General features: G+C 66.4%; 22 protein-coding genes. 11 read left to right on the plus strand and 11 right to left on the minus strand.

What is annotated here, in order from left to right:
- The first annotated feature begins 20 nt into the window (after positions 1-20).
- Positions 21-671, plus strand: a complete 651-nt coding sequence (locus B9A95_RS21790) for a hypothetical protein (RefSeq protein ID WP_084049193.1) — start codon at positions 21-23, stop codon at positions 669-671.
- Here B9A95_RS21790 and B9A95_RS21795 read toward each other — a convergent pair.
- The 4 genes from B9A95_RS21795 to B9A95_RS21805 form a co-directional block, all read right to left on the minus strand.
- Positions 668-1,159, minus strand: coding sequence for a hypothetical protein (locus B9A95_RS21795; RefSeq protein ID WP_084049194.1), 492 nt, complete (start codon positions 1,157-1,159; stop codon positions 668-670). The genes B9A95_RS21790 and B9A95_RS21795 overlap by 4 nt on opposite strands.
- Before the next feature lie 228 nt (positions 1,160-1,387).
- Entirely contained in the window at positions 1,388-1,768 is a 381-nt protein-coding gene (locus B9A95_RS21800) for a hypothetical protein (RefSeq protein ID WP_084049195.1), read from the minus strand.
- 45 nt (positions 1,769-1,813) lie between these two features.
- Entirely contained in the window at positions 1,814-2,068 is a 255-nt protein-coding gene (locus B9A95_RS32585; protein WP_139806922.1) for a hypothetical protein, read from the minus strand.
- A gap of 292 nt (positions 2,069-2,360) precedes the next feature.
- Positions 2,361-2,972, minus strand: coding sequence for a hypothetical protein (locus B9A95_RS21805; protein WP_084049196.1), 612 nt, complete (start codon positions 2,970-2,972; stop codon positions 2,361-2,363).
- Positions 2,973-3,127: 155 nt separating this feature from the next.
- Here B9A95_RS21805 and purB point away from each other — a divergent pair, with 155 nt between their 5' ends.
- The 3 genes from purB to B9A95_RS21820 all read left to right on the plus strand — a co-directional run bounded on the left by purB (position 3,128) and on the right by B9A95_RS21820 (position 8,398).
- On the plus strand, positions 3,128-4,435 hold the full coding sequence (purB, locus tag B9A95_RS21810) for an adenylosuccinate lyase (protein ID WP_084049197.1): 1,308 nt from the start codon (positions 3,128-3,130) through the stop codon (positions 4,433-4,435).
- Between the two features lie 80 nt (positions 4,436-4,515).
- Positions 4,516-5,769, plus strand: a complete 1,254-nt coding sequence (locus B9A95_RS21815) for an ABC transporter substrate-binding protein (protein WP_245808431.1) — start codon at positions 4,516-4,518, stop codon at positions 5,767-5,769.
- A 607-nt stretch (positions 5,770-6,376) separates the two neighbouring features.
- Entirely contained in the window at positions 6,377-8,398 is a 2,022-nt protein-coding gene (locus B9A95_RS21820; RefSeq protein ID WP_084049198.1) for a beta-N-acetylhexosaminidase, read from the plus strand.
- 920 nt (positions 8,399-9,318) lie between these two features.
- On the opposite strand, the gene B9A95_RS21825 is transcribed toward B9A95_RS21820, so the two are convergent.
- The 3 genes from B9A95_RS21825 to B9A95_RS21835 are packed head-to-tail and all read right to left on the minus strand — an operon-like array spanning position 9,319 to position 11,746.
- A complete protein-coding gene (locus B9A95_RS21825) occupies positions 9,319-10,539 on the minus strand; it encodes a zinc-dependent alcohol dehydrogenase (RefSeq protein WP_084049199.1) in 1,221 nt (406 codons plus the stop codon).
- Positions 10,536-11,309 (minus strand): SRPBCC family protein, encoded by a 774-nt coding sequence (locus tag B9A95_RS21830; RefSeq protein WP_084049200.1) that lies wholly within the window; start codon positions 11,307-11,309, stop codon positions 10,536-10,538. The genes B9A95_RS21825 and B9A95_RS21830 overlap by 4 nt, the downstream gene beginning before the upstream one ends.
- Positions 11,306-11,746: a hypothetical protein gene (locus tag B9A95_RS21835; protein ID WP_245808432.1), complete on the minus strand. Its 441-nt coding sequence runs from the start codon at positions 11,744-11,746 to the stop codon at positions 11,306-11,308. The genes B9A95_RS21830 and B9A95_RS21835 overlap by 4 nt, the downstream gene beginning before the upstream one ends.
- Before the next feature lie 217 nt (positions 11,747-11,963).
- On the opposite strand from B9A95_RS21835, the gene argC reads away from it, so the two are divergent.
- Complete coding sequence (gene argC, locus B9A95_RS21840; protein WP_139806923.1) at positions 11,964-13,028, plus strand: N-acetyl-gamma-glutamyl-phosphate reductase; 1,065 nt, start codon at positions 11,964-11,966, stop codon at positions 13,026-13,028.
- Between the two features lie 96 nt (positions 13,029-13,124).
- Here the strand turns inward: argC and B9A95_RS21845 are convergent, their stop codons facing one another.
- Positions 13,125-13,571, minus strand: a complete 447-nt coding sequence (locus B9A95_RS21845; protein WP_084049201.1) for a response regulator — start codon at positions 13,569-13,571, stop codon at positions 13,125-13,127.
- Between the two features lie 148 nt (positions 13,572-13,719).
- Between B9A95_RS21845 and B9A95_RS21850 the strand changes: the two genes are divergently transcribed.
- From B9A95_RS21850 to B9A95_RS21860, 3 genes are read left to right on the plus strand one after another with little or no spacing between them, the layout of a single operon-like run.
- Positions 13,720-14,130 (plus strand): damage-inducible protein DinB, encoded by a 411-nt coding sequence (locus B9A95_RS21850; RefSeq protein WP_084050899.1) that lies wholly within the window; start codon positions 13,720-13,722, stop codon positions 14,128-14,130.
- Positions 14,127-14,699 carry an inosine/xanthosine triphosphatase gene (yjjX, locus tag B9A95_RS21855; RefSeq protein WP_245808433.1) on the plus strand — a complete coding sequence of 191 codons (573 nt, stop codon included), beginning with the start codon at positions 14,127-14,129 and terminating at the stop codon, positions 14,697-14,699. The genes B9A95_RS21850 and yjjX overlap by 4 nt, the downstream gene beginning before the upstream one ends.
- Entirely contained in the window at positions 14,696-15,019 is a 324-nt protein-coding gene (locus tag B9A95_RS21860) for a GNAT family N-acetyltransferase (RefSeq protein ID WP_084049202.1), read from the plus strand. The genes yjjX and B9A95_RS21860 overlap by 4 nt, the downstream gene beginning before the upstream one ends.
- A gap of 9 nt (positions 15,020-15,028) precedes the next feature.
- Here the strand turns inward: B9A95_RS21860 and B9A95_RS21865 are convergent, their stop codons facing one another.
- The 3 genes from B9A95_RS21865 to B9A95_RS21875 all read right to left on the minus strand — a co-directional run bounded on the left by B9A95_RS21865 (position 15,029) and on the right by B9A95_RS21875 (position 19,339).
- A complete protein-coding gene (locus B9A95_RS21865; protein ID WP_084050901.1) occupies positions 15,029-16,234 on the minus strand; it encodes an alanyl-tRNA editing protein in 1,206 nt (401 codons plus the stop codon).
- Positions 16,235-16,282: 48 nt separating this feature from the next.
- Positions 16,283-17,089 (minus strand): AAC(3) family N-acetyltransferase, encoded by an 807-nt coding sequence (locus tag B9A95_RS21870; protein ID WP_084049203.1) that lies wholly within the window; start codon positions 17,087-17,089, stop codon positions 16,283-16,285.
- Between the two features lie 96 nt (positions 17,090-17,185).
- Positions 17,186-19,339 (minus strand): glutamine synthetase III family protein, encoded by a 2,154-nt coding sequence (locus B9A95_RS21875; RefSeq protein WP_084049204.1) that lies wholly within the window; start codon positions 19,337-19,339, stop codon positions 17,186-17,188.
- A gap of 279 nt (positions 19,340-19,618) precedes the next feature.
- Here B9A95_RS21875 and glnA point away from each other — a divergent pair, with 279 nt between their 5' ends.
- From glnA to B9A95_RS21890, 3 genes are all read left to right on the plus strand, one after another.
- On the plus strand, positions 19,619-20,989 hold the full coding sequence (gene glnA / locus B9A95_RS21880; protein WP_084049205.1) for a type I glutamate--ammonia ligase: 1,371 nt from the start codon (positions 19,619-19,621) through the stop codon (positions 20,987-20,989).
- A gap of 464 nt (positions 20,990-21,453) precedes the next feature.
- A complete protein-coding gene (locus B9A95_RS21885) occupies positions 21,454-22,602 on the plus strand; it encodes a branched-chain amino acid ABC transporter substrate-binding protein (protein ID WP_084049206.1) in 1,149 nt (382 codons plus the stop codon).
- A gap of 110 nt (positions 22,603-22,712) precedes the next feature.
- Positions 22,713-23,702, plus strand: coding sequence for a branched-chain amino acid ABC transporter permease (locus tag B9A95_RS21890; protein ID WP_084049207.1), 990 nt, complete (start codon positions 22,713-22,715; stop codon positions 23,700-23,702).
- Position 23,703 lies beyond the last annotated feature (1 nt).

The following is a 23,703-nucleotide window of genomic DNA, read 5'->3' on the forward strand; positions in this document are numbered from 1 at the left end:
TGCAAGAGAATGGAGGCGAGATGTTTCGCCACGCTTTCCCGCCCCTGCTGCTCGCCCTGACCCTCACCGCCTGTGTGCCCGGCGGGGTCAGCGAGGTGCATTTCCGCGAAGGCCCGGCGGACTTGCAGGTGAATCCGGCGCAACTCCTGACCGATGCCCGCGTTCCTGCTGGGCACCTGCTGAGCGTCAAAGACGCGGTGGCCCGCGCCCCAGCGGGCAGCCTGATCCTGGCCTGCGGGGCCCGCTGGAACGTGACCCGCCCCTGGGGCCTGTGCAGCCACGTCTCACGCAAGCTCGCGCCGGGGTGGCTGACCGAAGCGCCTGGCATTTTCGTGGGCGGCATCTCGGGCGGCGGCGTCAGTACCGTGCGTGAAGGGCGACTGGAGGCGAGGGACGTGGTGATCGTGCTCGACGTGGGCGTACGCGAGGAGCAGCTGCCCCCGCTCCGGGCCGAGGCCAAGCGCCTGGAGGGCACCCCCTACCGGGTGGCGGGCCTGCTTGACCGGGACGGGGGAATGGACTGCTCGACGTATCAGAATGCCCTGCAACGGGCCATGGGCTTACCGGACGTGGTGCCCTTCGACGCCCTCTTCAACCTGTACCTGCCCCAGGACGCGCTGAAGGTCCCAGGCGCGAAGGTGCTGTGGGTAGGCGTGCGGGGGCGGAGTTAGGGACCGAGCCACGTCAGTCGACACGTTCCCAACAGGTCTCCGCGCGGCCCTGCGGCGAGGTAGGCGTTGAGCTGCCGCTGACCGGAAAGGCCAAGGCCGTAGACGCCTTTCCAGGAAGCCGGAGGAGCGGCCTTTCCGGGACCGAGCACCACGCTGCACACCCGCAGGTCCGGTTGACTGCGGCCGTCAAACGATTGCACGAACGCGGTAAGGACCGGGCGGCCCCGTAGGTCCGTCCCGCGCTCCAGCCACACCTCAGATGCGTTGGGCAGCGAAAGCCCTTCCAGCGTGGCCTCCCAGCGGACAGCCGAAGGGCCAGCCTTCCCCACGGAAGCCTTTAAGCGGAGCGTCCATTCCTCCACCCGTCCGTCCACGGCGCGGGACTGAAGGCGCCAGCGTTGAGCAGCGGCAAGTTCGGGGGGCAAGTCGGCGGGACGCCCCGCGCCGCCCGTCAGCAGGAGGGGGAGAAGGAGGGGCAGGGCGGGCATCGTGGGGCGAAGGTAGCACGGGAAGCGGGAGCGTTCAGCGCCACCGTGACGCCGTCCGCAGCTTCTCCAGCGCCGTGGTTCGGCGCTGGGCAGTCAGCGCAAACAGCCCATCCACCGGTGAAAGGCAGGAAGGTGGTGGTCCCTCTCATCTTGCCCTCCGCCCGGCCCGTGGCGCTGCCGGGTGGAGGTGCCGGGGCAGCCGTAAGCTGCCTTGAGGGCCAAGGCAATTTAATGCGCCGCGTCATGGATGGCCGCCGCGGAGGCTGTAGGTTGCCCATACAGTTTCTCGAAATGCAGGTTCGGGACGATCAACACATGCTCCGGAGTGTTCGGCCGCCTCCCGCCGGGACGAAAGCGGTCACCGGTTCGTTTCGCAGCACGGTGGGCGCGGACGCGGTCCGCGCCCGGCGGCCGCCGCGCACCACCTTGCAGAGGGGACAGGCGGCGTCCTTGGATGCAGTGCGAGGGGTCATGCTCCCCCAACCTCTGCCCCAGGCGCGCTGTCAGACCGGTCACATCCGCCTCTGACAGCTCCAGCGCGCCGTTCTCATACGGTTTGCGGATCATCCGTTCCTTCCCTTCCGTTCCGGTGCTTCCACGCCTCTCCATCACCGTTTCTCCTGCTCGCTCCGCTTGAGTTGGCCCGCGACTGCATCATGGATCAACCGGAAGCCTTACCCGATATCCGGAAATGAAACTGCTGCTCCCCGCAAGGCGCGCTGGGGGCAGTGACACCGCGTGCCCATGCAGGTGGCTGTTGCCCGCGTTGCTGGGCAGCGGCAGGACGCAGGCGCGTTTGGTGGGCGCCGCCCTATTCAGGGCCCGCGCCACCCGGTGCACCACCCGTTGAAGATGGAGGTGTCCGTCCTCCAAACGCTCCGCCAGCCGCTCGCGGTGTTGTCTGGGCACCACGAGGGTGTAGCCGTAAGCCTCGGCCAGTTGCCTTCCGCCGGGCCCGGTGCCCGAGTGAGGAAGGCAGCGGCACAGGCGCCCCCATAGGCGGCGTGGTGCGGGTAGGCCGGCTTTCCGCGGAGGAACTCCCAGATGAAGCGGGGGCCGTTGCGCGTCCGCTACACGGAGCTGTCCAGACCTAGGGCTGGCGCCCGGGCACAGCCGACGGCAACAGGCGGAGCGGCGCACAAGAAAAAGGGGCGAAGCCGCGTTGGCCTCTCCCCTCTTGCTGGTTTCCCCAGTCCTGGGGTTACTTGCCCTTGCCTTGTCCCTTGCCGGGGTTCTCGGGCTTCTCCGGTTTCTCGGGCTTCTCCGGCTTGGGTCCCCCACCGTTGTCGTCCGCGCCGTGGGACCCGGTGCTGGGTGTTTTAGCGGTGGGGGCCGCCGTGGTGGACGAGGTCGGCGTGGCTGGGCGCTGTCCCGCTTGCCGGTTCGCGATGGCGCTCAGCGGCAGCGAGACGGTATGGCCGTTCTGCGTCCACTGGAGCTTGATCGCGCCAGGCTTGGAAAGGTCACGGGTGAGCGTATAGTTCGTCGGCTGGGCCGCCGTCTGCCCCTGGGCAGTAGGCTGGGTCACGCGCACAGTCCTGGCGTCCGAGAGTGGAGCCCCGTTCACGAGCGACACCGTGCCGTCGGCGGTGAGCGTCCCGATCACGGCGCCCGCTGAGTTCAGCAGTTCCACCTTGCCGCCGGACTTCAGCAGCGTCTGCAGCGCGTCGCCGTAGAAGTGGGTCGCAGAAGCCGGGACCTTACCTGGCAGCGTCACGTTGGTGGTCTGGGGAGCGGTGGTCTGCGCGCCTGCAATCCCGAGCGTCAGGGCCACAAGGATGGAAACCGTCGATTTGAAAGGAAATACTTTCACTGGGAGCACCTCCTGTGCTGGGTGGGATGCTGCGCATCTTGCCGCGTCCGCCTGACCGGGCACTGACCTCGTTCTGACGCGCTGAAAAGGGGTTTGCCGAAAAAGTCACAACAGGGACGGCTGGGCGAAGGGCTCCGGATGGTACGCTGCCCGCCGTGATCGACCGTTACCTGACCCCGGAAATGAAGGCGCTGTGGAGCGAGGCCAGCAAGTACCGCGCGTGGCTGCGGGTGGAGCTCGCCACCATGGAGGCCCAGGCCAAGCACGGCGAGGTGCCCCGGGAGGCCTTCGAGGTGCTGACCCAGCGCTCGGAGGCTGACCCACTGGACGAGGCCTTCGCTGTCCGCGTGGCCGAGATTGAGGCCGTGACCCGCCACGACATCGTGGCCTTTACCCGCGCGCTGACCGAGCGCTACGGCGAGGAGGCCCGCTTTATCCACCACGGGATCACGAGTACGGATGTGGTGGACACGGCCCAGAATCTGCTGCTGGACGAGGCGATGGGGTTAATTCAGGCCGACGTGCGCGCCCTACGCGGGGTGTGCCGTACCCAGGCGGTGGCCCATAAACACACGCCGACAGTAGGCCGCACGCACGGCATCCACGCGGAGCCCATGACCTTCGGCCTGAAGTTCCTGAACTGGATGGCAACGCTGGACCGCGATCTGGAGCGGCTGCACGCCGCCCGGGAGCGCATCCGGGTGGTCATGCTTTCCGGCTCGGTGGGCACCTACGCCCACGTCTCGCCGCGCATCGAGGAGGAGGTCGCGGCGGCGTGGGGCTGGCAGGCCGCGCCCGTCACCAACCAGACCCTTGCGCGGGACCGGCACGCCGAGGTCTTATCGGCCCTCGCCATTCTGGGCAGCACGCTGGAGCGCATCGCGGTGGAGATTCGCCACCTTCAACGTTCCGAGGTCCGCGAGGCGATGGAGCCCTTCGGCAAGGGGCAGACAGGCAGCAGTTCGATGCCCCACAAGAAAAACCCCATCCTGACCGAGAACGTGACCGGCTTTGCCCGCCTGCTGCGCGGCTTTCTGGTGACCGGTCTGGAAAACGTGGCCCTGTGGCACGAGCGCGACATCAGCCACTCCAGCGCCGAGCGCGTGATCCTGCCCGACGCCACCTCGGCGGCCAGCTACGCCACGCGCCGCCTCACGGGCGTGCTGCGCGATCTGGTGGTCTTTCCCGAGCGGATGCTGAAGAATCTGAATGATCTCGGCGGCCTGGTGTTCAGCCAGCGCGTGCTGCACGCGCTGATCGACGAAAAGGGCCTGAGCCGTGAGGCCGCCTACGACCTCGTGCAGCGCAACGCCCTCCGAAGCTGGGAGACGGGCGAAGGCCTGCGCGATCTGCTGAAGGCGGATGCACAGAACCCCCTGGGCGAAGCGGAACTCAGCGCCGCCTTCGATCTGGGCTGGTATCTGCGGCACGTGGACGACGTTTACGCCCGCTTCGGATTGTAAGGGTGCTCAAGTTCTCAGCCAAGGACGGCCACAGGGCGCTACAGTCGGCGCACACCTCAACCCGTCCCCAAGGAGTTGCCATGAAGACCCCGCTCATGAAGACCTCGCCTATCAAGCACTGCCTCGTGACCGCCGCACTGCTGACCCTCGGAGCCGCCTCGGCCCAGAAGACGCAGTTGGAGTTCTGGACCATCAGCCTCGCGCCCCTGTTCAACGACGAGATGAACCGCCTCGTGACGCAGTTCGAGAAGGAAAACCCGAACGTCGAGCTGAAGTGGGTGGACGTGCCCGCCACCGCCATGGAGCAAAAGCTGCTCGCCGCCGTCGCCTCAGGCCGCCCCCCCGCCGCTGTGAACCTCAGCAGCGACATGACGGTCAAGCTGGTGGAGCAGGGGGCGCTGGAGCTGCTGGACCTCAGCGCCGCTCAAAAAAAGTTGTACTTCGCCTCGCCCCTAAATACCTTTACCTTCGACGGCAAGGTCATGGGCGTGCCGTGGTACTGGGCGCCCAAGGTGGTGGCCTACAACACCGAGATCTTCCGTAAGGCTGGTCTGGACCCGAACAATCCGCCCCGAACCATCCAGACGCTGATCGCCGCTGCCAAGCAGATCAAGGACAAGACCGGGATGTACGGCTTTATGCCCAACATCAGCGGGATCAACATGCTCTACCTGTTTCAGGAGGCCGGATTGCCCATCCTCAAGGGCGACAAGGCCGTGTTCAACAGCGCCGAGCACGTCAAGCTGCTGCAGACCTACGTGGACCTGTACAAGAAGGGCTACATCCCGGAAGACACCATGCGGCGGGGCTTCACGGCGGCCACCGAACTCTTCTCGGCGGGCAAGCTGGGCATGCTGATCACGGGACCGCAGTTCATCCTGCGCGTGCAAAACGACAACAAGGCGATCTACGACGTCACCAAAGTCGCGCCGTATCCGATCAACATCGCCGGAAACGTCATCCACACGCCGCTAATGGGATTCACGGTGCCCAAGGGCGTGCGCGACAAGGCGCTGGCGCAAAAACTCGCGCTGTTCCTGACCAACGACGTCAACCAGCTCCAGTTCTCGCGCGTCACCAAGACCACCTTCCCGTCCACGGTCAAGGCCAGCACGGACAAGTTCTTCAAGCAGGGTGGGCAAAACGCTGTGGATCAGGGCAAGCTGGTCAGCAGCACCGAGCTGAAGAAAGCCAAGGACCTGACGCTGGTCTACCCCGACGCCAGCAAGCTGAACAAGGTCTTCAAGGACAACGTGGAGGCCGCGATGGCCGGGCAAAAAAGCGCCAAGCAGGCCCTGGACGACATTGTGAAGGCCTGGAACGCCAGCCTGTAAATGGGGGAAGCAGGGGATGTCCGGCGCGCTGGCTGGACATCTCTTTTTCCTGGCTGGAAAAGGATGGCTACGGTTGCCCCCCTACTCCACAGCTTGGCCGGTCCATCCCCTGCTTCGCAGCCGTGTCAGGCCCCAGCAGGGGGGACAGGGAAGCAATCCGGGTTCCGTCTGTTTCGTGAACAAACCGGCAGTCTTCCGGTTTGCCAACTGCATACCGGGAACCCATTGCCTCTCCTTCTCGCTCTACTTGGATTGAATCGTTTGCGGAGTGATTCAACTGGAGTCCGTACAAGTTGCTCGGTGGCCCCCTCACCCCGCCTTCAGCAGACCCTCTCTGCTGCGCAGCGCTACGCGTCTCACGGGGGGCGTGCGTCACAAACAGCCCTGACTTCCCTCTTCACTGGCCAAAGCCCAGGAAGGCCGCCCCTACGCGGAGCGTAGGGGCCTCTTTCACCCCGCTGGGACACGCAACCCACCTTCAGGTGAGCGAAACTGCTGAGCCTCCTCTCCACGATCCTGCCCAGCCCCCTGCATCCGGCAGGAGCAGGGGGCAGCCGGAGCAAGGTGCCCTGCCGCGCCCTGAACCAAACTTCAACAAGGAGCCACCGTGCGACTCCACCTCACCGTCACCGCCCTCCTCCTCTTCCCCGCCCTCGCCGCTCCGCTCAATGTCACCCCCGTGCCGGATGCCCGCGCGGCCCTGCCCCGCACCGAACTCACCCCCCAGCCCCAGAAGGCCGGGTTCCCCGCAGGCACCCTCCCCCTGACCGGCCTGGCCGTAAGAACCGTGGGCACCGCGCCCGAACTCGCCTGGGCCGTGCGTGACCTGAAAGCCGAGTGGAGAACGCGCCTCGGCGCAGACCTCCCGGAGGACGGCAAAACCACCATCACCATCGGCACCCGGGCGGACGTGACCCTGGCGGCCAAAGCAAAAGCAGCGGGCCTGGACACCGACAAGCCCGGAGGCTACGCCCTGTGGATAGACGCCGCGGGCGCCTATGTCGTCGGTGCGGACCCGCTCGGGGCCTACCACGGCGCGCAAACCCTGAGGCAGCTGCTGACGCCAGGCGGCCTGCGCTACGCCCGCATTCAGGACGCCCCCGCCCTGACCGAGCGCGTGGCGATGCTGTACCTCGACGCAAACAGCAAGGGCGTCAACGACCGCCTGATTCCCCTGCTCGCGCAGATGAAGTACAACTCGGTCCTGCTGATGAGCGACTACGTGCAGTGGGACGCGGCGAAGGCGGGCGGATGGGCCCATCCTGGCGGCGCGACGAAGGCCGAGGCGGCGCGGGTGGCGGCGCTGGCCCGGGCGCATGGGCTGGAAGTCATTCCGCTGATCGAAACGCTGGGCCACGTGGGCTGGATGTTCTACGGCGGCAAGAACCGTGACCTGGTGCAGGACCCCGGCTCGCAAAACCCGTATGCCTACGACACGCTCAACCCCCAGACCTACGAACGGGTGATCTTTCCCGTGCTGGCCGAGGCGGTGGACCTCTTCAAACCTACGCGGCTCCACATCGGGCACGATGAGGTGCAAAACCGCGACCGCTTCCCGGCACGCGAGAACGGCAAGGCGCTGGGCTTCGAGAAGCTGTTCGCAGACGATACCGTCAAGCTCCACGACTTCCTGAAGGCGCGCAACGTCACGACGATGATCTGGCACGACGAGGCCTTTGGCGACAGCGTGATTTCCAGCCTGCCCGCGCGGCTCCCCAAAGACATTCAGGTGGCCTACTGGAGCTACATCGCCAGCCAGGACTACCCGATGCTCCCGCGCATCAAAGCCCTGGGCTTTCCGGTCCTGGGAGCGGCGTGGCAGGACCCGGGCAACCCAGAGAATATGGCGCGGGCTGCTGCCCAGTCGGGAGCCGTGGGCGGCATTCAGACCCGCTGGCCCGGCTACTTCGGCAACCCCAGCGTGTGGGACGGGACGGCAGACCAGAGCGTGGCCCTGGTGCGCGGCGGCGCGAGCTTCTGGAATCCGGCAGGCACGGCTGTGACGAACGCCGCGTCCATCTTTCGCGACCTTTACGCCCCCACGCCCTATCGGCAACAGGCGGGGAGCCTCGTGGACCTCACCCCCCTCGTGACCCGTTCCCTGAAGGACGAGGATGGGAAAGGCTGGATCGGCAAGGGGGCCGAGACGGACCTGCGGAGTCTGGGCACCGGAAACATGCAGGTGGGCGGTTACCGCTTTAATGTCAGCGGGGCAGTCATGCTGAAGGGCAACCGGGCGGCGGCCAGGGACCTGCCGGGCAGCGTGACGCTGGAACTGGGCCGCAAGGTTGACGCCATCGCCTTCCTGCACACGACGGGCTGGCCAGCCGCGACCAACCGCGAACCCGTGGGACGCTACGAGATTCGCTACAGCGACGGCAGTGTGGTGCGGCAACCCCTGGAGTATGGCCGCCACATCCGCGCCTGGACGGACCTGCCCTCCACCAGCCTGGTCCTCGCGCCCGGCTGGACGGGTCAGACGGGCGCGGGGCTGGACGTAAACGTGCCGGTTCTGGAATGGGTCAACCCCAGGCCGGAACTGACCATCCAGAGCGTCACCCTTATCAGCGAGGGCAAGGGCGCAAATCCAACGCTGATTGGAATGACGCTGCTGGGGACGGGGAAGTGAACCACCCCCCAGGTCAGGGCTTCTCGCGGCACGCATCTTCCAGTGAAGTACATCGGGCCGCGAAGCGCAGGTCCCGCGCGAAGACAGTTTTCGCTGCATTCACGTCCGCGTTCTCGGTGTGCGCACAGAGGTGGCACCGCTGAGAAGAACTGCCCCCAACCCTCGTTGTGAATCTGCTTGCTCAAGTTGCCCTGGCCCAAACCCTTCACGTTGAGGCGTTTGTGACAGATAAGGTCGTGCGACGTGACGAGCTTCTTCGCCTCTACGTGACGCAACTGCAGCCGCTGCCCCCGAGCACACCTTGACCACCAACTCTTTGGCCTTCCGGCGACGGTTGCGGCATCTGTTCGGCTTGCGGGAAAGGAACCGCAGCGCGGGTCGGAGCGTCTTGCTGCTGGCCTGAAAAACCAGTGATTGTCGCAGAACTCGCCGTCCGAGGCGGTACAGAAGCTCGTCGTCCCCAGGTCTATGGCGCCTTGCGCGCCTGTCGGAAGCAGAGGTTTTTCGCAGGCCAGCACGGCGTACCGTTCCCGCCCTTCCCGCTTCGGCGCGTTGCCACGTCCTGCAATCCCTGGGCGTTCACCTCGGTGGATTTGGGAAAGGCAGCCTGAGCTCTCGCTGGAGACAGGAGGTACTTGTACCCGCCGCGCTGTCCCTTCCGTGTACAACCACCTCCCAAAAGGTGTTTGCCCGTCCTCAGCCTCGACCTCCACGGAAAAACACGGGGATTTCCGTTGTCAGCATGCCAAAGTGAGCCTCAGCCTGCCCGCCGTGGTGGGCGGGCGCCCCTACACCCCACGGATGAATTTGGCGGCGCTGCGGCCCTTTTGGTAGGGGAGCGGTCAGCCGTTCAGCAAAGGAAAGACCCCTCTCCCGCCAGGAGAGGGGGGTGCTGCGAAGCGCCGGGGTGAGGGGTGCGTTCAGTCCGACGCCTGCGGCACCTTCACGGGCTCATGGTCTTTGGGATCGGCCCAGGGGTCCAGCACGCACTTGATGCAGCCCTCGTGCTTGTGCTTGAAGATCTGGTAGGCGTGCGGCGCGTCGTCGAGCGTCAGGCGGTGGGTGATGATGCGCGTGGGGTCCACGTCGCCCTTCACGATGTGATTGGTCAGGATATCGAGGTAGCGGTGAACGTGGGTCTGCCCCGTCTTCAGGGTCAGGCCCTTGTTCATAAATGCCCCGACGGGAATCTTGTCGGCCAGACCACCGTAGACGCCGGGCACGCTCACGGTCCCGCCCTTGCGGCAGGCCATGATCGCGGCCCGCAGGGCGTGAGGACGCTCGCTTTCCAGCACGCGGGTGGTCTGCTTCACCGCGTCCGCGATCCCGCCCAGGCCCGTGCCGTGTGATTCAAGGCCCACGGCGTCCATCACGGAGTCGGGGCCGCGCCCACCCGTCATCTCCTTCAGGCGCTCGAAGACCTCTTCTTTCTCATAGTCGATGGTTTCCGCTCCGTAGGAACGGGCCATCTCCAGACGTTCTGGGAAGCGGTCAATGGCGATCACGCGCCCCGCGCCCAGCAGGAAGGCGCTGGCAATGCCGAAGAGTCCGACTGGCCCTGCCCCAAACACCGCTACCACATCACCGCCCTGGATGTTGCAGTGCTCTGCGGCCATGTAGCCGGTGGGGAGAATGTCAGTCAGGAACAGCACCTGCTCGTCGGTGAGGCCCTCGGGCACTTTGTAGAGGTTGGCATCGGCGTACACCGTGCGCGCGAACTGCGCCTGCCCGCCCGCGTACCCGCCCGTGATGTGCGAGTAGCCGTAGATGCCTGCCGGAGCGTGGCCCCACATCGTCTCGGCCAGCTTGGGGTTGGGGTTGGAGTTGTCGCACAGCGAGGTCATGTTGTGCTGGCAGTACCAGCATTTGCCGCAGGCAATGGGAAAGGGCACGATCACCCGGTCCCCCACCTTGACGCGCCGGACCTCATGGCCAACCTCCACCACCTCGCCCATGAACTCGTGACCCAGAATGTCGCCGTGGACCATGGAGGGCACGTAGCCGTCGAGCAGGTGCAGGTCCGAGCCGCAGATGGCGGTCTTGGTCACGCGCACGATGGCATCGGTGGGCTGCAGAATCTGAGGATCGGGCACCTGCTCCACCGCCACGCGGTTAATGCCCTGCCACACAAGCGCCTTCACGACGTCCTCCGGTTGTCGTACATCTTGGCCTCCGCCTTCGTCACTGCGCCTTTGCGGGCGCTGGACTGTCCTTCCGTCGTGGGAACAAGTCCCACCTCCAGCAGTCGCTTGAGCCGCCGCAGATCTTCGCCGATCTGCACCGCAGGTTCCTCGCCCAGCAACCGCGCCACACTTGCCCCCAGGGTGCCGCCAGGCGGACGGTAGGTCAGCGAGACGTGGACCTCGGTGCCCCGCTCCCCAGGCGCGGACCGGAACTCCACCTGTCCCTCCGTGGAAATCTGAGAGCCCTTCAGCGAGCGCCACGCGATCAGGCCGCCGGGGCGGTCCTCGGTAATCTCGGCGTCCCATTCCGCCGTCCGTCCCAGGGGGGCTTTCGCCACCCAGTGCGAGCGCTGGCCGCTCCCGTCTTGCACCTTGACCGATTCCAGATGGTCCATAAAGCGCGGCAGGTTCTCGAAGTTGCGCCAGAAGGTGTACAGGTCTTCGGCAGAAACGCCGATTGTGATGGCCTTTTGCACCGCAATGTGGTCGTCTGGCGTTCGCTTGATCGCCAGCGCCGCGTCGCCCACGCCCCGGCCCATCGCCGCGCCTGCGAGGAGCAGCGCGCCGCCTGTACCGAGCAGGGCGCCTGCAGAGCCGCGCGAACGCAGACTGAGCAGGATCAGACCCAGGCCCGCGCCGCCGAACAGCAGGCGCTCCACGGGGCTGGAGTTCTGGGGGCTGAGCTCGGGGCCGCCCGATTGATTGGCCGTCATTTCCATCCCGGTCATTTGCGTTTCCCCTTCCCGAGAAGGCGCCCGGCGAGGGTAGGTGGCTCCACCTTCTCCATCGTCAGCGCCCGCGCCACAAGCACGTCGAGCACGGTGGTGGCGGTCAGAAAGGCGAGCGTGTCGGCAGTCCGCTTGCGCCCGTTCGGCTCGCCGGGCTTGGCCATGCCCAGCGTCGCCAGGTCCAGCACGTCGCCCGCCACGCGGGACCACATCCAGGTGCCCAGGCGCGTCGGCTGCATCAGCAGCCCCATGCCCGCCAGCACCTCGCGCAGCCCATAGGCCCGCACCACGGTCCGTTCCTGCCGCACGCCCAGAAACTCGGTCAACTTGCCTGGCGCGGCCAGTTCCAGGGCCCCCAGCCCCAGGCTGAACCATCCCAGCCCCCGCGCCACCTGCTTCGCGTCCACGTCCATGTTCTTGCCTCCCCTCTCGGTCACGCCGCTCTCGTCGGCTCGCCAGAATCCCATCGTGCCCCGCCAACGTTGTAGAACCTTCTCTGGAAGGCCATAGGCAACCTTTAGTCTTGACGCTTCAGCCCTCGGTGCCCACGCTGGAGGCCAGCTTGAGGCGCGGGCGACGAAGTACCTCCTCTCAAGTCTTTACATGCGCCAGCTTCTTCTGGATTTTTCTTTTTATATGTGATGTACTAAAGCCATGTCTGGCTTTGAATCCTCCTCTTCGCTGCCCCTCCGCGTCGCCATTGTGGGCGGCTCGGGCTATGCTGGGGGCGAGTTCCTGCGGCTGGCGCTGGGACACCCGCACCTCAACGTCACGCAGGTGACGAGCGAGCGCAGCGCGGGACAGCCTGTGTCGCTCGTCCACCCCAACCTGCGCGGGCGCACGAACCTCAAGTTTCGCAAGGCCGCCGATCTGGAGGAGGCCGACATTCTCGTGCTGGCCCTGCCGCACGGCAGCGCGGCCAAGCGCCTATCGGAGTTCGAGGGCAAGGCGCGCGTGATTGTGGACCTGTCGGCGGACTTTCGCCTCAAGGACGCCGAGGTCTACCGCTCCGTGTACGGAGAGGACCACCCCACCCCGGACCGGCTGGGTCAATGGGTATACGGGAACCCCGAGTTGCACCGCGAGGAACTCCGGGGCGCCACCCGCATCGCCTGCGCGGGCTGCTTTGCCACCAGCGTCATTCTGGCGCTGTACCCGCTGCTCAAGCTGGGCGTGCTGCTGCCGAAAGACATCATCGCCACCGGTCTGGTGGGCAGCAGCGCGGCGGGCGCGAGCGCGTCCGAGAGCAGCCACCACCCCGAGCGCGCCGGAAGCCTGCGGGTATACAAGCCCGTCGGCCACCGCCACACGGCCGAGGCGCAGCAGGAGTTGCCGGGACGCTTTCCGCTGCACCTGACGGCCATCAGTACGCCCCGGGTGCGCGGCATCCTGACCACCGTGCAGGCCTGGATTCCCGACGGCTACAGCGACCGCGACGTGTGGAGCGCCTACCGCGAGGTCTACGGCCAGGAACCCTTTATCCGCATCGTGAAGGTGGCGCGCGGCGTCCACCGCTACCCGGACCCCATGTTGCTCGACGGGACCAACTACTGTGACCTCGGCTTCGAGATGGACGTGGACACGGGGCGCGTGGTCCTCATGAGCGCCATCGACAACCTCGTGAAGGGCACGGCGGGCCACGCCCTGCAAAGCCTGAACATTGCCCACGGCTGGCCGGAGACCACGGGGCTGGAGTTCGCCGGGCTGCATCCCGTATAGCAGCGTGCCGAGAGCACAGCGCGAAAAACCCAGGACTGCCGGAAACTCCAGCGCACCCACAATCTCAAGGCAAAGGGCCAACAGCGCCCTCTCCCCTCAGGCCTGCGGTGGCAACCGCACCACACTCAGCATGTACCGACCCAGCGCCTGAATCGCCTGAAAAAAGTGCTCGAAGTCGATGGGCTTGACCATATAGCTCGCGGCGTGGGCCTGGTACGAGCGCAGCACGTCCTCCTCGGCCTGGCTGGTGGTGAGGATGATGACGGGAATGGTCATCAGGTGGGGATCGCGCTTGATCTCTGCCAGAACCTCCAGCCCGTTCATGCGCGGCATGTTGATGTCGAGCAGGATCACGTCCGGGCGGGGCGCAGTCTGGCGCTCGCCCTCACGTCTCAGAAACTCCAGCGCTTCCACACCGTCCCGCGCCACGTGGAGGCGGTTGGCGACGCCCGCACTCGCAAAGGCCTCCTCGGTCAGCATGATGTCGGGTTCGCTGTCCTCCACGAGCAGAATCTCGATGGGGGTGGGTCTGGACGTCAACATGGGCCTCTCCTCTGACGTTTTCCTTCTGTCCACCGCAGTCTGGCCCAGCCCTATGAAGAGAGTGGACCGGGCAGCTTTACGGGGCCGCAACGCAGTCTTGAGGCTCCCTTTGCGTTCTTCTCCTCGTCCGACAGTGAATACTGCGGAAATGAACATCCTGCAATCGGCCTTGGGCGGCGGCGCGACTTTTACCGCCCCGGACCTCCTGCTGAGTGACCTGACCTTTGAAACCGCGGGGCAAAGCGCTTCCGGCGCCCCCTACACCCTGGCCGCGCTACTCGCGCACCTCGCCGTGACCCAGCGCGCGAGCCTGGACCTGGCCGCTGGGCGGACGCACACCTGGCCCGAGGACCTGGACGTGTGGCCGGAGGTGCCGGACGGAGCAAGCTTCGAGGCGCACCTGACTGACCTGCGGCTGGGACTGTCCGAGGCGCAGGCACTGGCGGACAATCCCTCGGCCCGGGCGCGCGACGTGCTGACGGACCTGGCTGCCCACAGCGCCTACCACTGGGGGCAGGTGGCCCTCCTGCGCCGCGTGCTGGGGAGCTGGACCGGGTGAGCGGCGTGATGGTGCGCGTGGGGAGCCTCAACCCAGCGAAGCTGCAGCCCGTGCGCGACGTGTTCCGGACGTGGTGGTCGGGAGCGGAGGTGGAAGGTGTGGCTGTCCCCAGCGGTGTACCCGATCAGCCCATCGGTCAGGCGCAGACGCGTGAGGGCGCGGTCAACCGGGCGCGGTCGGCGCTCGCCTCGCTTGCAGGAACGTCAGCCTGGGGCGTGGGGCTGGAAGGCGGCGTGGAGCTGGAGGCGGGCGAGGGGCGGCTGTTCGGGATGGTGGCAGTGGCCTGCAACCTGGGCGGAAATGTGGAGGTTGAAGTCTCGCGCACGGCGGACCTGCGCCTGCCCCCGGCTGTTGTGGCCCGCCTGGTGGCAGGAGAGGAACTCGGGCCCATCATGGACGACGTGCTGGGCCTGCGGGACGTGAAGCGTGGGCTGGGGAGCGTGGGCGTGTTGACGGGCGGCCTGGTCACGCGGGCCGACGTGTGGCGGCAGGCGGTCGCGCTGGCGGCGACTCCCTTAAGAAACAGGTGGGCGGGCGAGGTCAGAGCGGGGTTGTACGCTGAGGCATGACCGACGCGCAACAGAGCGACCTTCAAGTGACCAACAATGGGCAGGAGCGCCGCTACGAGCTCCGGATGGGCGGGCGAGTGGTGGGCTTTGCCGAGTACCGCCCGGCGGGTCCAGCCCTGATGTTCACCCACACGGAGGTCGAGGAAGGCCACGAGGGCCAGGGGCTCGGCTCGCGGCTTGTGCGTGCGGCGCTCGACGACGCCCGTGCCCAGGGCGTGCAGGTGGTGCCCATGTGTCAGTTCGTCGCCGGATACATCCGCGAGCACCGCGAGTATGTGGACCTCGTGCAGCCGGGGCAGCGCGGGGTGTTCGGGCTGTAACCCCCGGCTTCAGCTCACCTGCCCTTGCCGCAACGCCTCAAGGGCACCGCGAACAGCGGCCAGAAACGCTTGCGGCTGCCCCGTGGTCCCCTGCGCCAGTTCCGGGCGTCCGCCGCCCTTGCCACCCGTGGCCTTCAGGGACGCCGACAGGAGCGCTCCAGCGGGGACTTCCGGGTGTCCGCTCGCCACGCCGCAGCGCCCGCCGGGAACCAGGACGGCGCGGACCTCGCCCACGGGGACGTTCTCCAGGGTTCCCGAAAGCAGCGCCGCATCGTCCAGGGTCACGCAGCGGAGGGAGACGCCAACCACGTCCTCCACAGGAGACGCCGCCACCTGTAGCCTTGCAAGCCCGGCGCGTAAGGCCGTCACTTCCTCCTTCAGCGTGTTGCGCTCCTGCACCAGCGTCTCCACCCGCCCCGGCAACGCTCCTACCGAGGTGCTGAAGCCCTGAGCGAGCGTTCGGGCGTCACGGTACACGCCGCCCAGGAACCCAGACGCCTCCTCGCCCGCCACGAAGACCACGCGTGTCAGGCCGCTGCGAATGCGTTCTGTTCGCACCACCACCACGGGAGCCGCGCGGCTGGCGTGGGGCATATGGGTCCCGCCGCAGGCACTCACGTCGAAGGGGGTGCCGTCCGCCTCCCGGAAGATCACCAGCCGCACCTGCCCACCCACCTTGGCGTCGCGGCGCAGGGGGTAGCGGTGCAGGTCCTCCTCAGGCACCGTGGGGGTCTCCAGCGTCAGGTCCGTGCGTCCCAGGGTCTCGCGCAGCAAGGTTTCGGCCGCCCGAACGTCCGCCTCACCTGGGTTGCCCTCCAGATCGATGGTGCTTTCGGCATGGCGCATGCTGACGGCCACGACGCGAAAGGCCGGGTTGATCCGGTAAAACGCCTGGGCAAGCAGGTGTTCACCGCTGTGACGGGCCGAATTGCGCCACCTCGTTCCTGGGTCTACCTCACCCGTCACCTCGCGTCCTACGGCGGGCACGCCGCCCTCCAGGGTGTGCCAGATCACGCCGCTCGCCTTGTCCTTCCGGGTGTCCGCAACGCGCGCCTCTTTGCCCACCCAGCGCAGCAGGCCCACATCCGCGTTCTGCCCGCCGCCCTCAGGGTAGAAGGCGGTGGCGTCCAGGGCCACCCTTTCCCCCTGCACGTCCGTGACGGTGGCGGTGAAGGTCAACCGGGTGGGGAGTTCGTGGTACAGGGCGCGGGTCATGCGGCCAGGGTAGTGCAAGTCGCAGCGCCCGGGCCGAGCTGGCCGTCTTCAGCGGGCCGTCAGCGCTTCCAGCCGCGGCCTGAGTCCACCCTGGCGGACCATCTGACGCACCTCGCGGCAGCGGCAACTGGGATACGTGCACAGCAGCGCTTCGGGGTCCTGGGTCAGCAAGCGCACAGTGGCGTCCACCAGGTCGCGAACCCGGTAAAGGCGCAGCTCCGCGTTGCCCACCCGCACGCTCCGGCCCCGCACGTGCGGTTCCAGTCGATCGAAATCCGCCGAACAGTTGGGAAAGGCCGTGGGCGCGACGCCGTCACCCAGCGGTACGTAGCGCGTGAGCAGCGGCATCCCCGCCACATGCTCTCCGAAATGAACGGTCGTGTTGCTGCCGAAGTCCACGCCCATAAGGAGGGCGAAGCCGTTCAGGTCGTACAGCGCGCCTATGGGTTGGTACGGGCTGGCGAGGGTCTGGGCCTCGGTGACGCGCCGCGCCTCGGTACCGAGGGCCACGAAGCTCAGGGTAGGGTGAAAGCTGCGCAGGGCGTCGCGGCGCTCCACCAGTTCCTGCGGCACCCGCCCAATGTCGCGGCTGACCCGCAGATCGCGGTGGAAGTGGGCGTGAACCGGCGAGGTCGCGTGCCTCAGCAGCGTGTTGTACGTAAAGGCTGGAGCCGCCACCGTCGCTGCCCGCCCCGTCAGGCCGTCCACCACTGCCCGCGCTCCACCTTCCAGATGCCCGAACGCCCGGAGGCTGGCGTGAACGATCAGATGCTGCGAACCGTCCAGCCCCAACTCGGCCAGGCCGTCGTCCAACTCGGCAGCGTCCACAGGCGATTTTCGCAGCAGCCTCAGCACCCCTTCAGTCTACCAGCGTCACCCAAGCCACACCGAAAGTTCAGGACATGAAAAAGAGCCGCCCACAGGAGCGGCCCTCTTTCTGATCGCCAAAAGCTATTTCACGAACAGCATCTGGCGGTAGGTCGGCAGCGGCCAGTGGCGCTCGGCCACCACCTTTTCCAGCCGGTCGGCGGCCTGGCGCACGGCCGTCATGGCGGGCAGCACCTGAGCGGCCACGTGGTGGGCCTTCTCGTGGACTTCCTCACCGCCCAGCGCCGCATTCTGGGTTCCCAGGGCCTGGAGGGCGTCGTACAGCGCGTCCGCCGCAACCTCGATCTCCCCGGTGGTGGCCTGCACGGCGCGGCTGCCTCCGGCTTGATGCAGCTCGGCCAGGTACGCGACGGCAGCAGGCAGGATCATGGTGCGGGCGACGTACTCGGTCGTCTCGCCCTCGATGTTCACCGTCTTGAAGTACTGATCGTACAGCACCTCCTGCCGGGCCGCGAGTTCGCGCTCCGACAGCACCCCAAAACGCCCGAACAGCTCGGCGTTCTTGGCCGAGGTGAGTTGCGGGAAGGCGTCGATGCTGGTTCGCAGGTTCAGCAGGCCGCGCGCGTGCTCGGCTTCCTCGTGCCACTCGTCCGAGTAGCCGTCGCCGTTGAACACGATGCGCTTGTGCTTGCTGTACGTCTCGCGCACCAGCTCGCCCACCGCCGCCGCGAGTTCTGCGCCGCTGTCGAGCCTGGCCTTGAGCTCGGCGGTAAGCCCCTGCACCGCGTCTGCCACGATGGTGTTCAGCACGGTGATGGGAAAGGAAATGCTCTGGGAAGAACCCACCGCGCGGAACTCAAACTTGTTGCCGGTAAAGGCGAAGGGGCTGGTGCGGTTGCGGTCCCCAGCATGGCGGGGCAGGGGCGGCAGGACGTTCGTGCCCAGGCCCAGCAGCCCGGCTTCCACGCCGCGCCCGCCCTCACCGCTCTCTACCCGGTCGAGGATGTCGGTCAGCTCGCTGCCCAGAAAGATGGAGATGATGGCGGGCGGAGCCTCGTTGGCACCCAGACGGTGGTCGTTGCTCGCCGAGGCGACCGAAACGCGCAGCAGGTCCTGGTGCTCGTCCACGGCCTTGATGACGGCCGAACAGAAAAACAGGAACTGGAGGTTCTCGTGCGGGGTGTCGCCAGGTTCCAGCAGGTTCTCACCCGCATCGGTGGACATGCTCCAGTTGCAGTGCTTGCCCGAGCCGTTCACGCCCGCGAAGGGCTTCTCGTGCAGCAGCGCCACCAGGCCGTATTTGCGGGCGGTGTTTTGCAGCACCTGCATGATGAGCTGCTGGTGGTCGGCCGCCACGTTGCTGCTCTCGAAGATGGGCGCGATCTCGAACTGCCCGGGAGCCACCTCGTTGTGGCGGGTCTTGACGGGCACGCCCAGGGCGTACAGCTGCAGCTCGGCGTCTGTCATAAAGCTCAGCACGCGGTCCGGGATCGCGCCGAAGTAGTGGTCTTCGAGCTCCTGGCCGCGCGGGGGCTGCGCGCCGAAGAGGGTGCGGCCGCTCATCACGAGGTCGGGGCGGCGGTAGTAGTACTCCTCGGCGATCAGGAAGTACTCCTGCTCGGCCCCCAGGGTGCTGCTGACGCGGGCGCCTTCCGACGCGCCAAAAAGGTGCAGCGCGGGGGTCACGGCCTTGTTCAGCGCCTCGGTAGAGCGCAGCAGGGGCGTCTTGTTGTCGAGCGCCTCGCCCGTCCACGACGCGAAGGCGGTGGGGATGCACAGGGTCGAGCCGTTGGTGTGGCGCATGATAAACGCCGGGCTGGAGGGGTCCCAGGCGGTGTAACCGCGGGCCTCGAAGGTGGCGCGCAGTCCGCCCGAGGGGAAAGAGGAGGCGTCGGGCTCGGCCTGGATCAATTCACCGCCGCTGAACGACGCGATGGCCCCGTCACCGGCGGGCGACAGGAACGAGTCGTGCTTCTCAGCGGTATAGCCGGTCAGGGGCTGAAACCAGTGGGTGTAGTGGGTGGCTCCCTTTTCCATCGCCCAGGTCTTCATGGCGAGGGCCACGGCGTCGGCGATGGCGGGGTCCAGGCGCTCGCCGCGCTCCAGGGTGGCGTGCAGGCGGCGGTAGGTGGGCTTGCTCAGGCGGCTTTTGAGCTGATCGAGCGTCAGCACGTCGCTGGCAAAGAGCTCACCCACGACTTCGGTGGGCGTGGCGCTCTGGGCCTTGTCGACCCGCCAGTTGCGGGCAGCGGAAATCACATCGAAATCGTGGTTCATCTGGGTCTCTCCCTCCGTGCTGTCCAGCTCGGAAACGTTCTTGACGTGCTGGGGCGCGTTCCCGAGAAGTATAGGCGGGCAGCGGAAGGGTGGTCAACGCTGAATGAACAAGTTGCACATCCAACCCGCCCTAACCGGAGGGCAGAATGCTATTTCTGCAATTTGTCTAGCTTAAGTGCAACAGGCAGTGGGGGCTGTGCGGCAATGGTACGTCTCCCCTTGCGCTGCCCCCCCCAGGCTCGCTACGGTCGGGGCAGCACGGAGGCTCCACTACCCATCATGACGCCCACTCCAACTGGCACGCCCCCCCACATCCATACCCCGCAAACGCTGCTGAACACCCTCAGCGCCGAGGACGTGTCGTTCCTGCGGCTGCAGTTCACCGACATTCTCGGCACGACCAAGAATGTGGAAGTGCCCCGGTCGCAGTTCGAAAAAGCCCTGCGCGGCGACGTGACCTTCGACGGCAGCGCGGTGGAAGGATTTACCCGCGTCGAGGAGAGCGACATGCTCCTCACGCCGGACTTATCGACCTTCCTGATCTACCCGCCCTTCTCGGCTGGGGACGGCGAGCGAGGGCGGGTGGCGCGCCTGATCTGCGACGTGACGCTGCCCGACGGCACGCCCTTCGAGGGGGACCCCCGCCGCGTGCTGCAGCGGCAGGTCGAGCGTGCGGCGGGACTCGGCTTCGAAATGTACGTGGGCACCGAGCCTGAGTTCTTCCTGTTCGAGCGGGACGCGAGCGGACGCGGCGTGCCCATCACCCACGACAAGGCCGGCTATTTCGACCTCGCGCCCATCGACAAGGGCGAGCGCATCCGGCGCGAGATCGCGCACAAGCTTGTTGGGATGGGCTTTGAGATCGAGGCGGCCCACCACGAAGTCGCGCCCGGCCAGCACGAGATCGACTTCCGCTACGCGCCCGCGCTTGAGGCCGCCGACCGCATCGCCACCTTCAAGTTCGTGGTCAAGCGGGTGGCACTGGAATACGGCCTGCTGGCCAGCTTCCTGCCCAAGCCCATCGCCGGCGTCAGCGGCTCGGGAATGCACTGCCACCTCAGCCTCTTCCGAAATGGCGAGAACGCCTTTGCGCAACCCGAAGGCGAATACGGGCTATCAGACACGGCGCGCTACTTTATCGCCGGGCTGCTGGAGCATGCCGAGGGCATGGCGGCCATCACCAACCCCCTGGTCAACAGCTACAAGCGCCTCGTTCCGGGTTTCGAGGCCCCGGTCAATGTGGCGTGGAGCACCACCAACCGCTCGGCGCTGATCCGCATTCCGGCCAAGCGCGGAGCCTCCACCCGCGCCGAGGTGCGGATGCCGGACCCGAGCTGCAACCCTTACCTGGCGCTTGCCGCAATGCTGGCAGCTGGGCTGAGCGGCATTGAGGAGCGGCTGGAACCGCCCCCCGCCATCGGCCGCAACATCTTCCGCATGACTGTGCGCGAGAAGCGCCACCACCGCATCCGGGAACTGCCCACGGACCTGCGCGAGGCCGTGAGCGAACTGGAAAAGGACGCGGTGATCGCACGGGCACTGGGCGATCACGTGCTGGATCACTTCGTCGCCGCCAAGCGCGCCGAGTGGGCCGAGTATTCGGCCACCGTCCACGCCTGGGAACTCGAACGCTATCTGGACCTGATCTGAGCGGCCGTCTGCGCGGTTGCTGGGAGGCCTGATCGCCTGGCCCGGATAAGACGGCCTTCAGCACATTCTGGACGTGAGATGCCACTGGCCCGGGGCGGACTGGGCCCCGCTGTTGTGCCGTGGGTGAAGTAGTATAGGCAGCGTCTCCGACTTCTTACCTCTGCCTCCTCCCGCTTGGTTCCCCTTGGCCGCTGAGCGCAGGCGCAGCGTTCTGGTGACAGGCCCCTGCAAAACCCGCGCGAAGGGGCCCTGTCCGCCCACAGCAGACTTGATCCACACAAGAAAACAAAATTGCTCATCTGCTGGCAATTTGGCATTCTTTTTTAGGATTTTCCTTCTGGAAGCGCTTCCTCTTGTTTTGCTGAGGATGTGAAGCACATTGACTTCTCTTTATAGACATGACTAGAATTGGCGCACCTAGTACAAGCGCTTAGAATCCCGCGCAACACCCCTTCGGAGGACGCATGAAGAAAACCGCCCTGAGCCTTTCCCTGCTGACCGCCCTTGCCCTGGGCAGCGCCAACGCGGCCACCGTCGTGAAGATCGCCACCATCAGCCCCCTGTCGGGCAGCAGCAGCAACCTCGGCCTGCAGATCAAGAACGGCGCGCAGCTCGCCGTGAACGAGATGAAGGCCGACTTCGCCAAGATGGGTATGACCCTGCAGCTTGTGGCGTATGACGACCAGGCCGATCCCGCCACCGGCACCGCTGCCGCTCGGCGCGTGGCCGCCGACAAGAGCATCCTGGGCGTGGTGGGCACCCTGAACAGCGGCGTGGCGATTCCCGCCAGCGCGGTCCTTGCGCCCAGCCACGTGCCCATGGTCAGCCCCGCGAACACCAATGAGAAAGTCACGGACCGCGGCCTGAAGAACATGAACCGGATCTGTGCCCGTGACGACGCCCAGGGCCCGGCCGGCGGCGACTTCGTGATGACCAACCTCAAGGCCAAGAAGGTCTATGTCCTGAACGACAAGACCCCCTACGGTCAGGGTCTGGCCGATCAGGCCGAGAAGGCGATGAAGGCCAAGGGCGCCAACATCGTGCAGAGCGAGGGTGTGGCCGCCGAGGAGCGCGACTTCACGGCCATCATCACCAAGGTCCAGGCGCTGCGCCCCGACGCGATCTACTTCGGCGCGCTGTACGGCCAGGTGGGCCCCTTTGCCAAGCAGCTGCGCGACAAGGGCATCCAGACGCCCATCATCGGCGGCGACGGCTACGACAGCGACGACCTGACCAAGCTCGCGGGCACGGGAGCCAACAACATCTACTTCACCACCGTCGCGCCCCCCGTGGACGCGGTGCCGACCGCCAAGATCACGGCGGCCAGCTACCAGAAGACCTTCAAGAGCGACATCCAGGGCTTCGGCGTGATGAGCTACGACTCGGCCAAGGTGCTGCTGCAGGGCATCATGAATGCCGCCAAGGCGGCCGGCAACAAGGTTCCCAGCCGCGTTCAGGTGGAGACGGCCGTGCGCACCGGCACGTACAACAACCTGCTGACCGGCCAGGTCAAGTTCGACAAGAACGGCGACCGCACCACGGCCAAGATGTACGTGATCGCCGTCAAGAACGGCGCACGCAGCACGGCGGGCACCGTCAACGTCAAGCGCTGAGTCAATCTTTTTTCGGAAAGCGGGTTGGGGGAGCGCGCGGGCGACCGCTTCGCTCCCCCTTCTCCGGTCAGGCCTTTCCCGCTTTCCGCATCGTCAGGTCAGGGTGAGACATGGATCTTCAAACCGTCGGAACGATTCTCCTTCAGGTGCTTGTCGGGGGCCTCAGCCTCGGCGTGCTGTACGCCATCGTGGCGCTCGGGTACACCATGGTGTACGGAGTGCTGCAACTCATCAACTTCGCGCACAGCGAGGTCTTCATCACGGGCGGCATCGTCGCCTACCTGGTGTTCGACGCCCTCAAGAACTCGGGCACGAACGGCTACATCAAGCTGCTGCTCGCCTGTCTGGCCGCCATGGTGGTCTCGGGAGCGCTGAACGTCCTTATCGAGCGGCTGGCCTATAGACCCCTGCGCGGGGCACAGCGCCTGGTGCCGCTGATCACCGCCATCGGCGTTTCGCTGATCTTGCAGGACCTCCTGCGTTTTCTGGTGGGGTTGCGCGGGCAGTTTGACCTTAGCGTGCCGCTGCCCACCGAGTTTGCCCAGTCCATCACCAAGGTGGCGGGGGTGGACCTGAGTGCACTCAACCTGCAGGTCAAGGACATCATCCTGATCGTGGTGGCGGCGCTGATGCTCGTCGGCCTGAATCTGCTGGTCAACCGCACACAGCTGGGCCGCGCCATTCGTGCGGTAGCCCATGACCGTCAGACCTCAGGCCTAATGGGCATCGACTCGAACCGCATCATCAGCCTGACCTTCTTGATCGGTGGCGCGCTGGGCGGCCTGGGTGGCGTCATGTTCGCCATGAAATACCAAGCGCTGAACGCCTACAGCGGCACCGTTCCCGGCCTCAAGGCCTTTACCGCCGCCGTTCTGGGGGGCATCGGCAACATTCCGGGCGCCGTGCTGGGCGGCCTGGTGCTGGGCTGGCTGGAGACGCTCCTGGGCGTGATCAGCCTCTTCGGTTCGCTGCCGGGTCTGCACTGGCTGAGTGCAGTCAAGGCCGAGTACAAGGACATCGGCGCGTTCCTGGCACTGATTCTGATTCTGTTCCTCAAGCCCGCTGGCCTGCTGGGCAAGGCCACCACGGAGAAGGTGTAAC

It is taken from the genome of Deinococcus hopiensis KR-140 (assembly GCF_900176165.1).
GTDB lineage: Bacteria > Deinococcota > Deinococci > Deinococcales > Deinococcaceae > Deinococcus > Deinococcus hopiensis.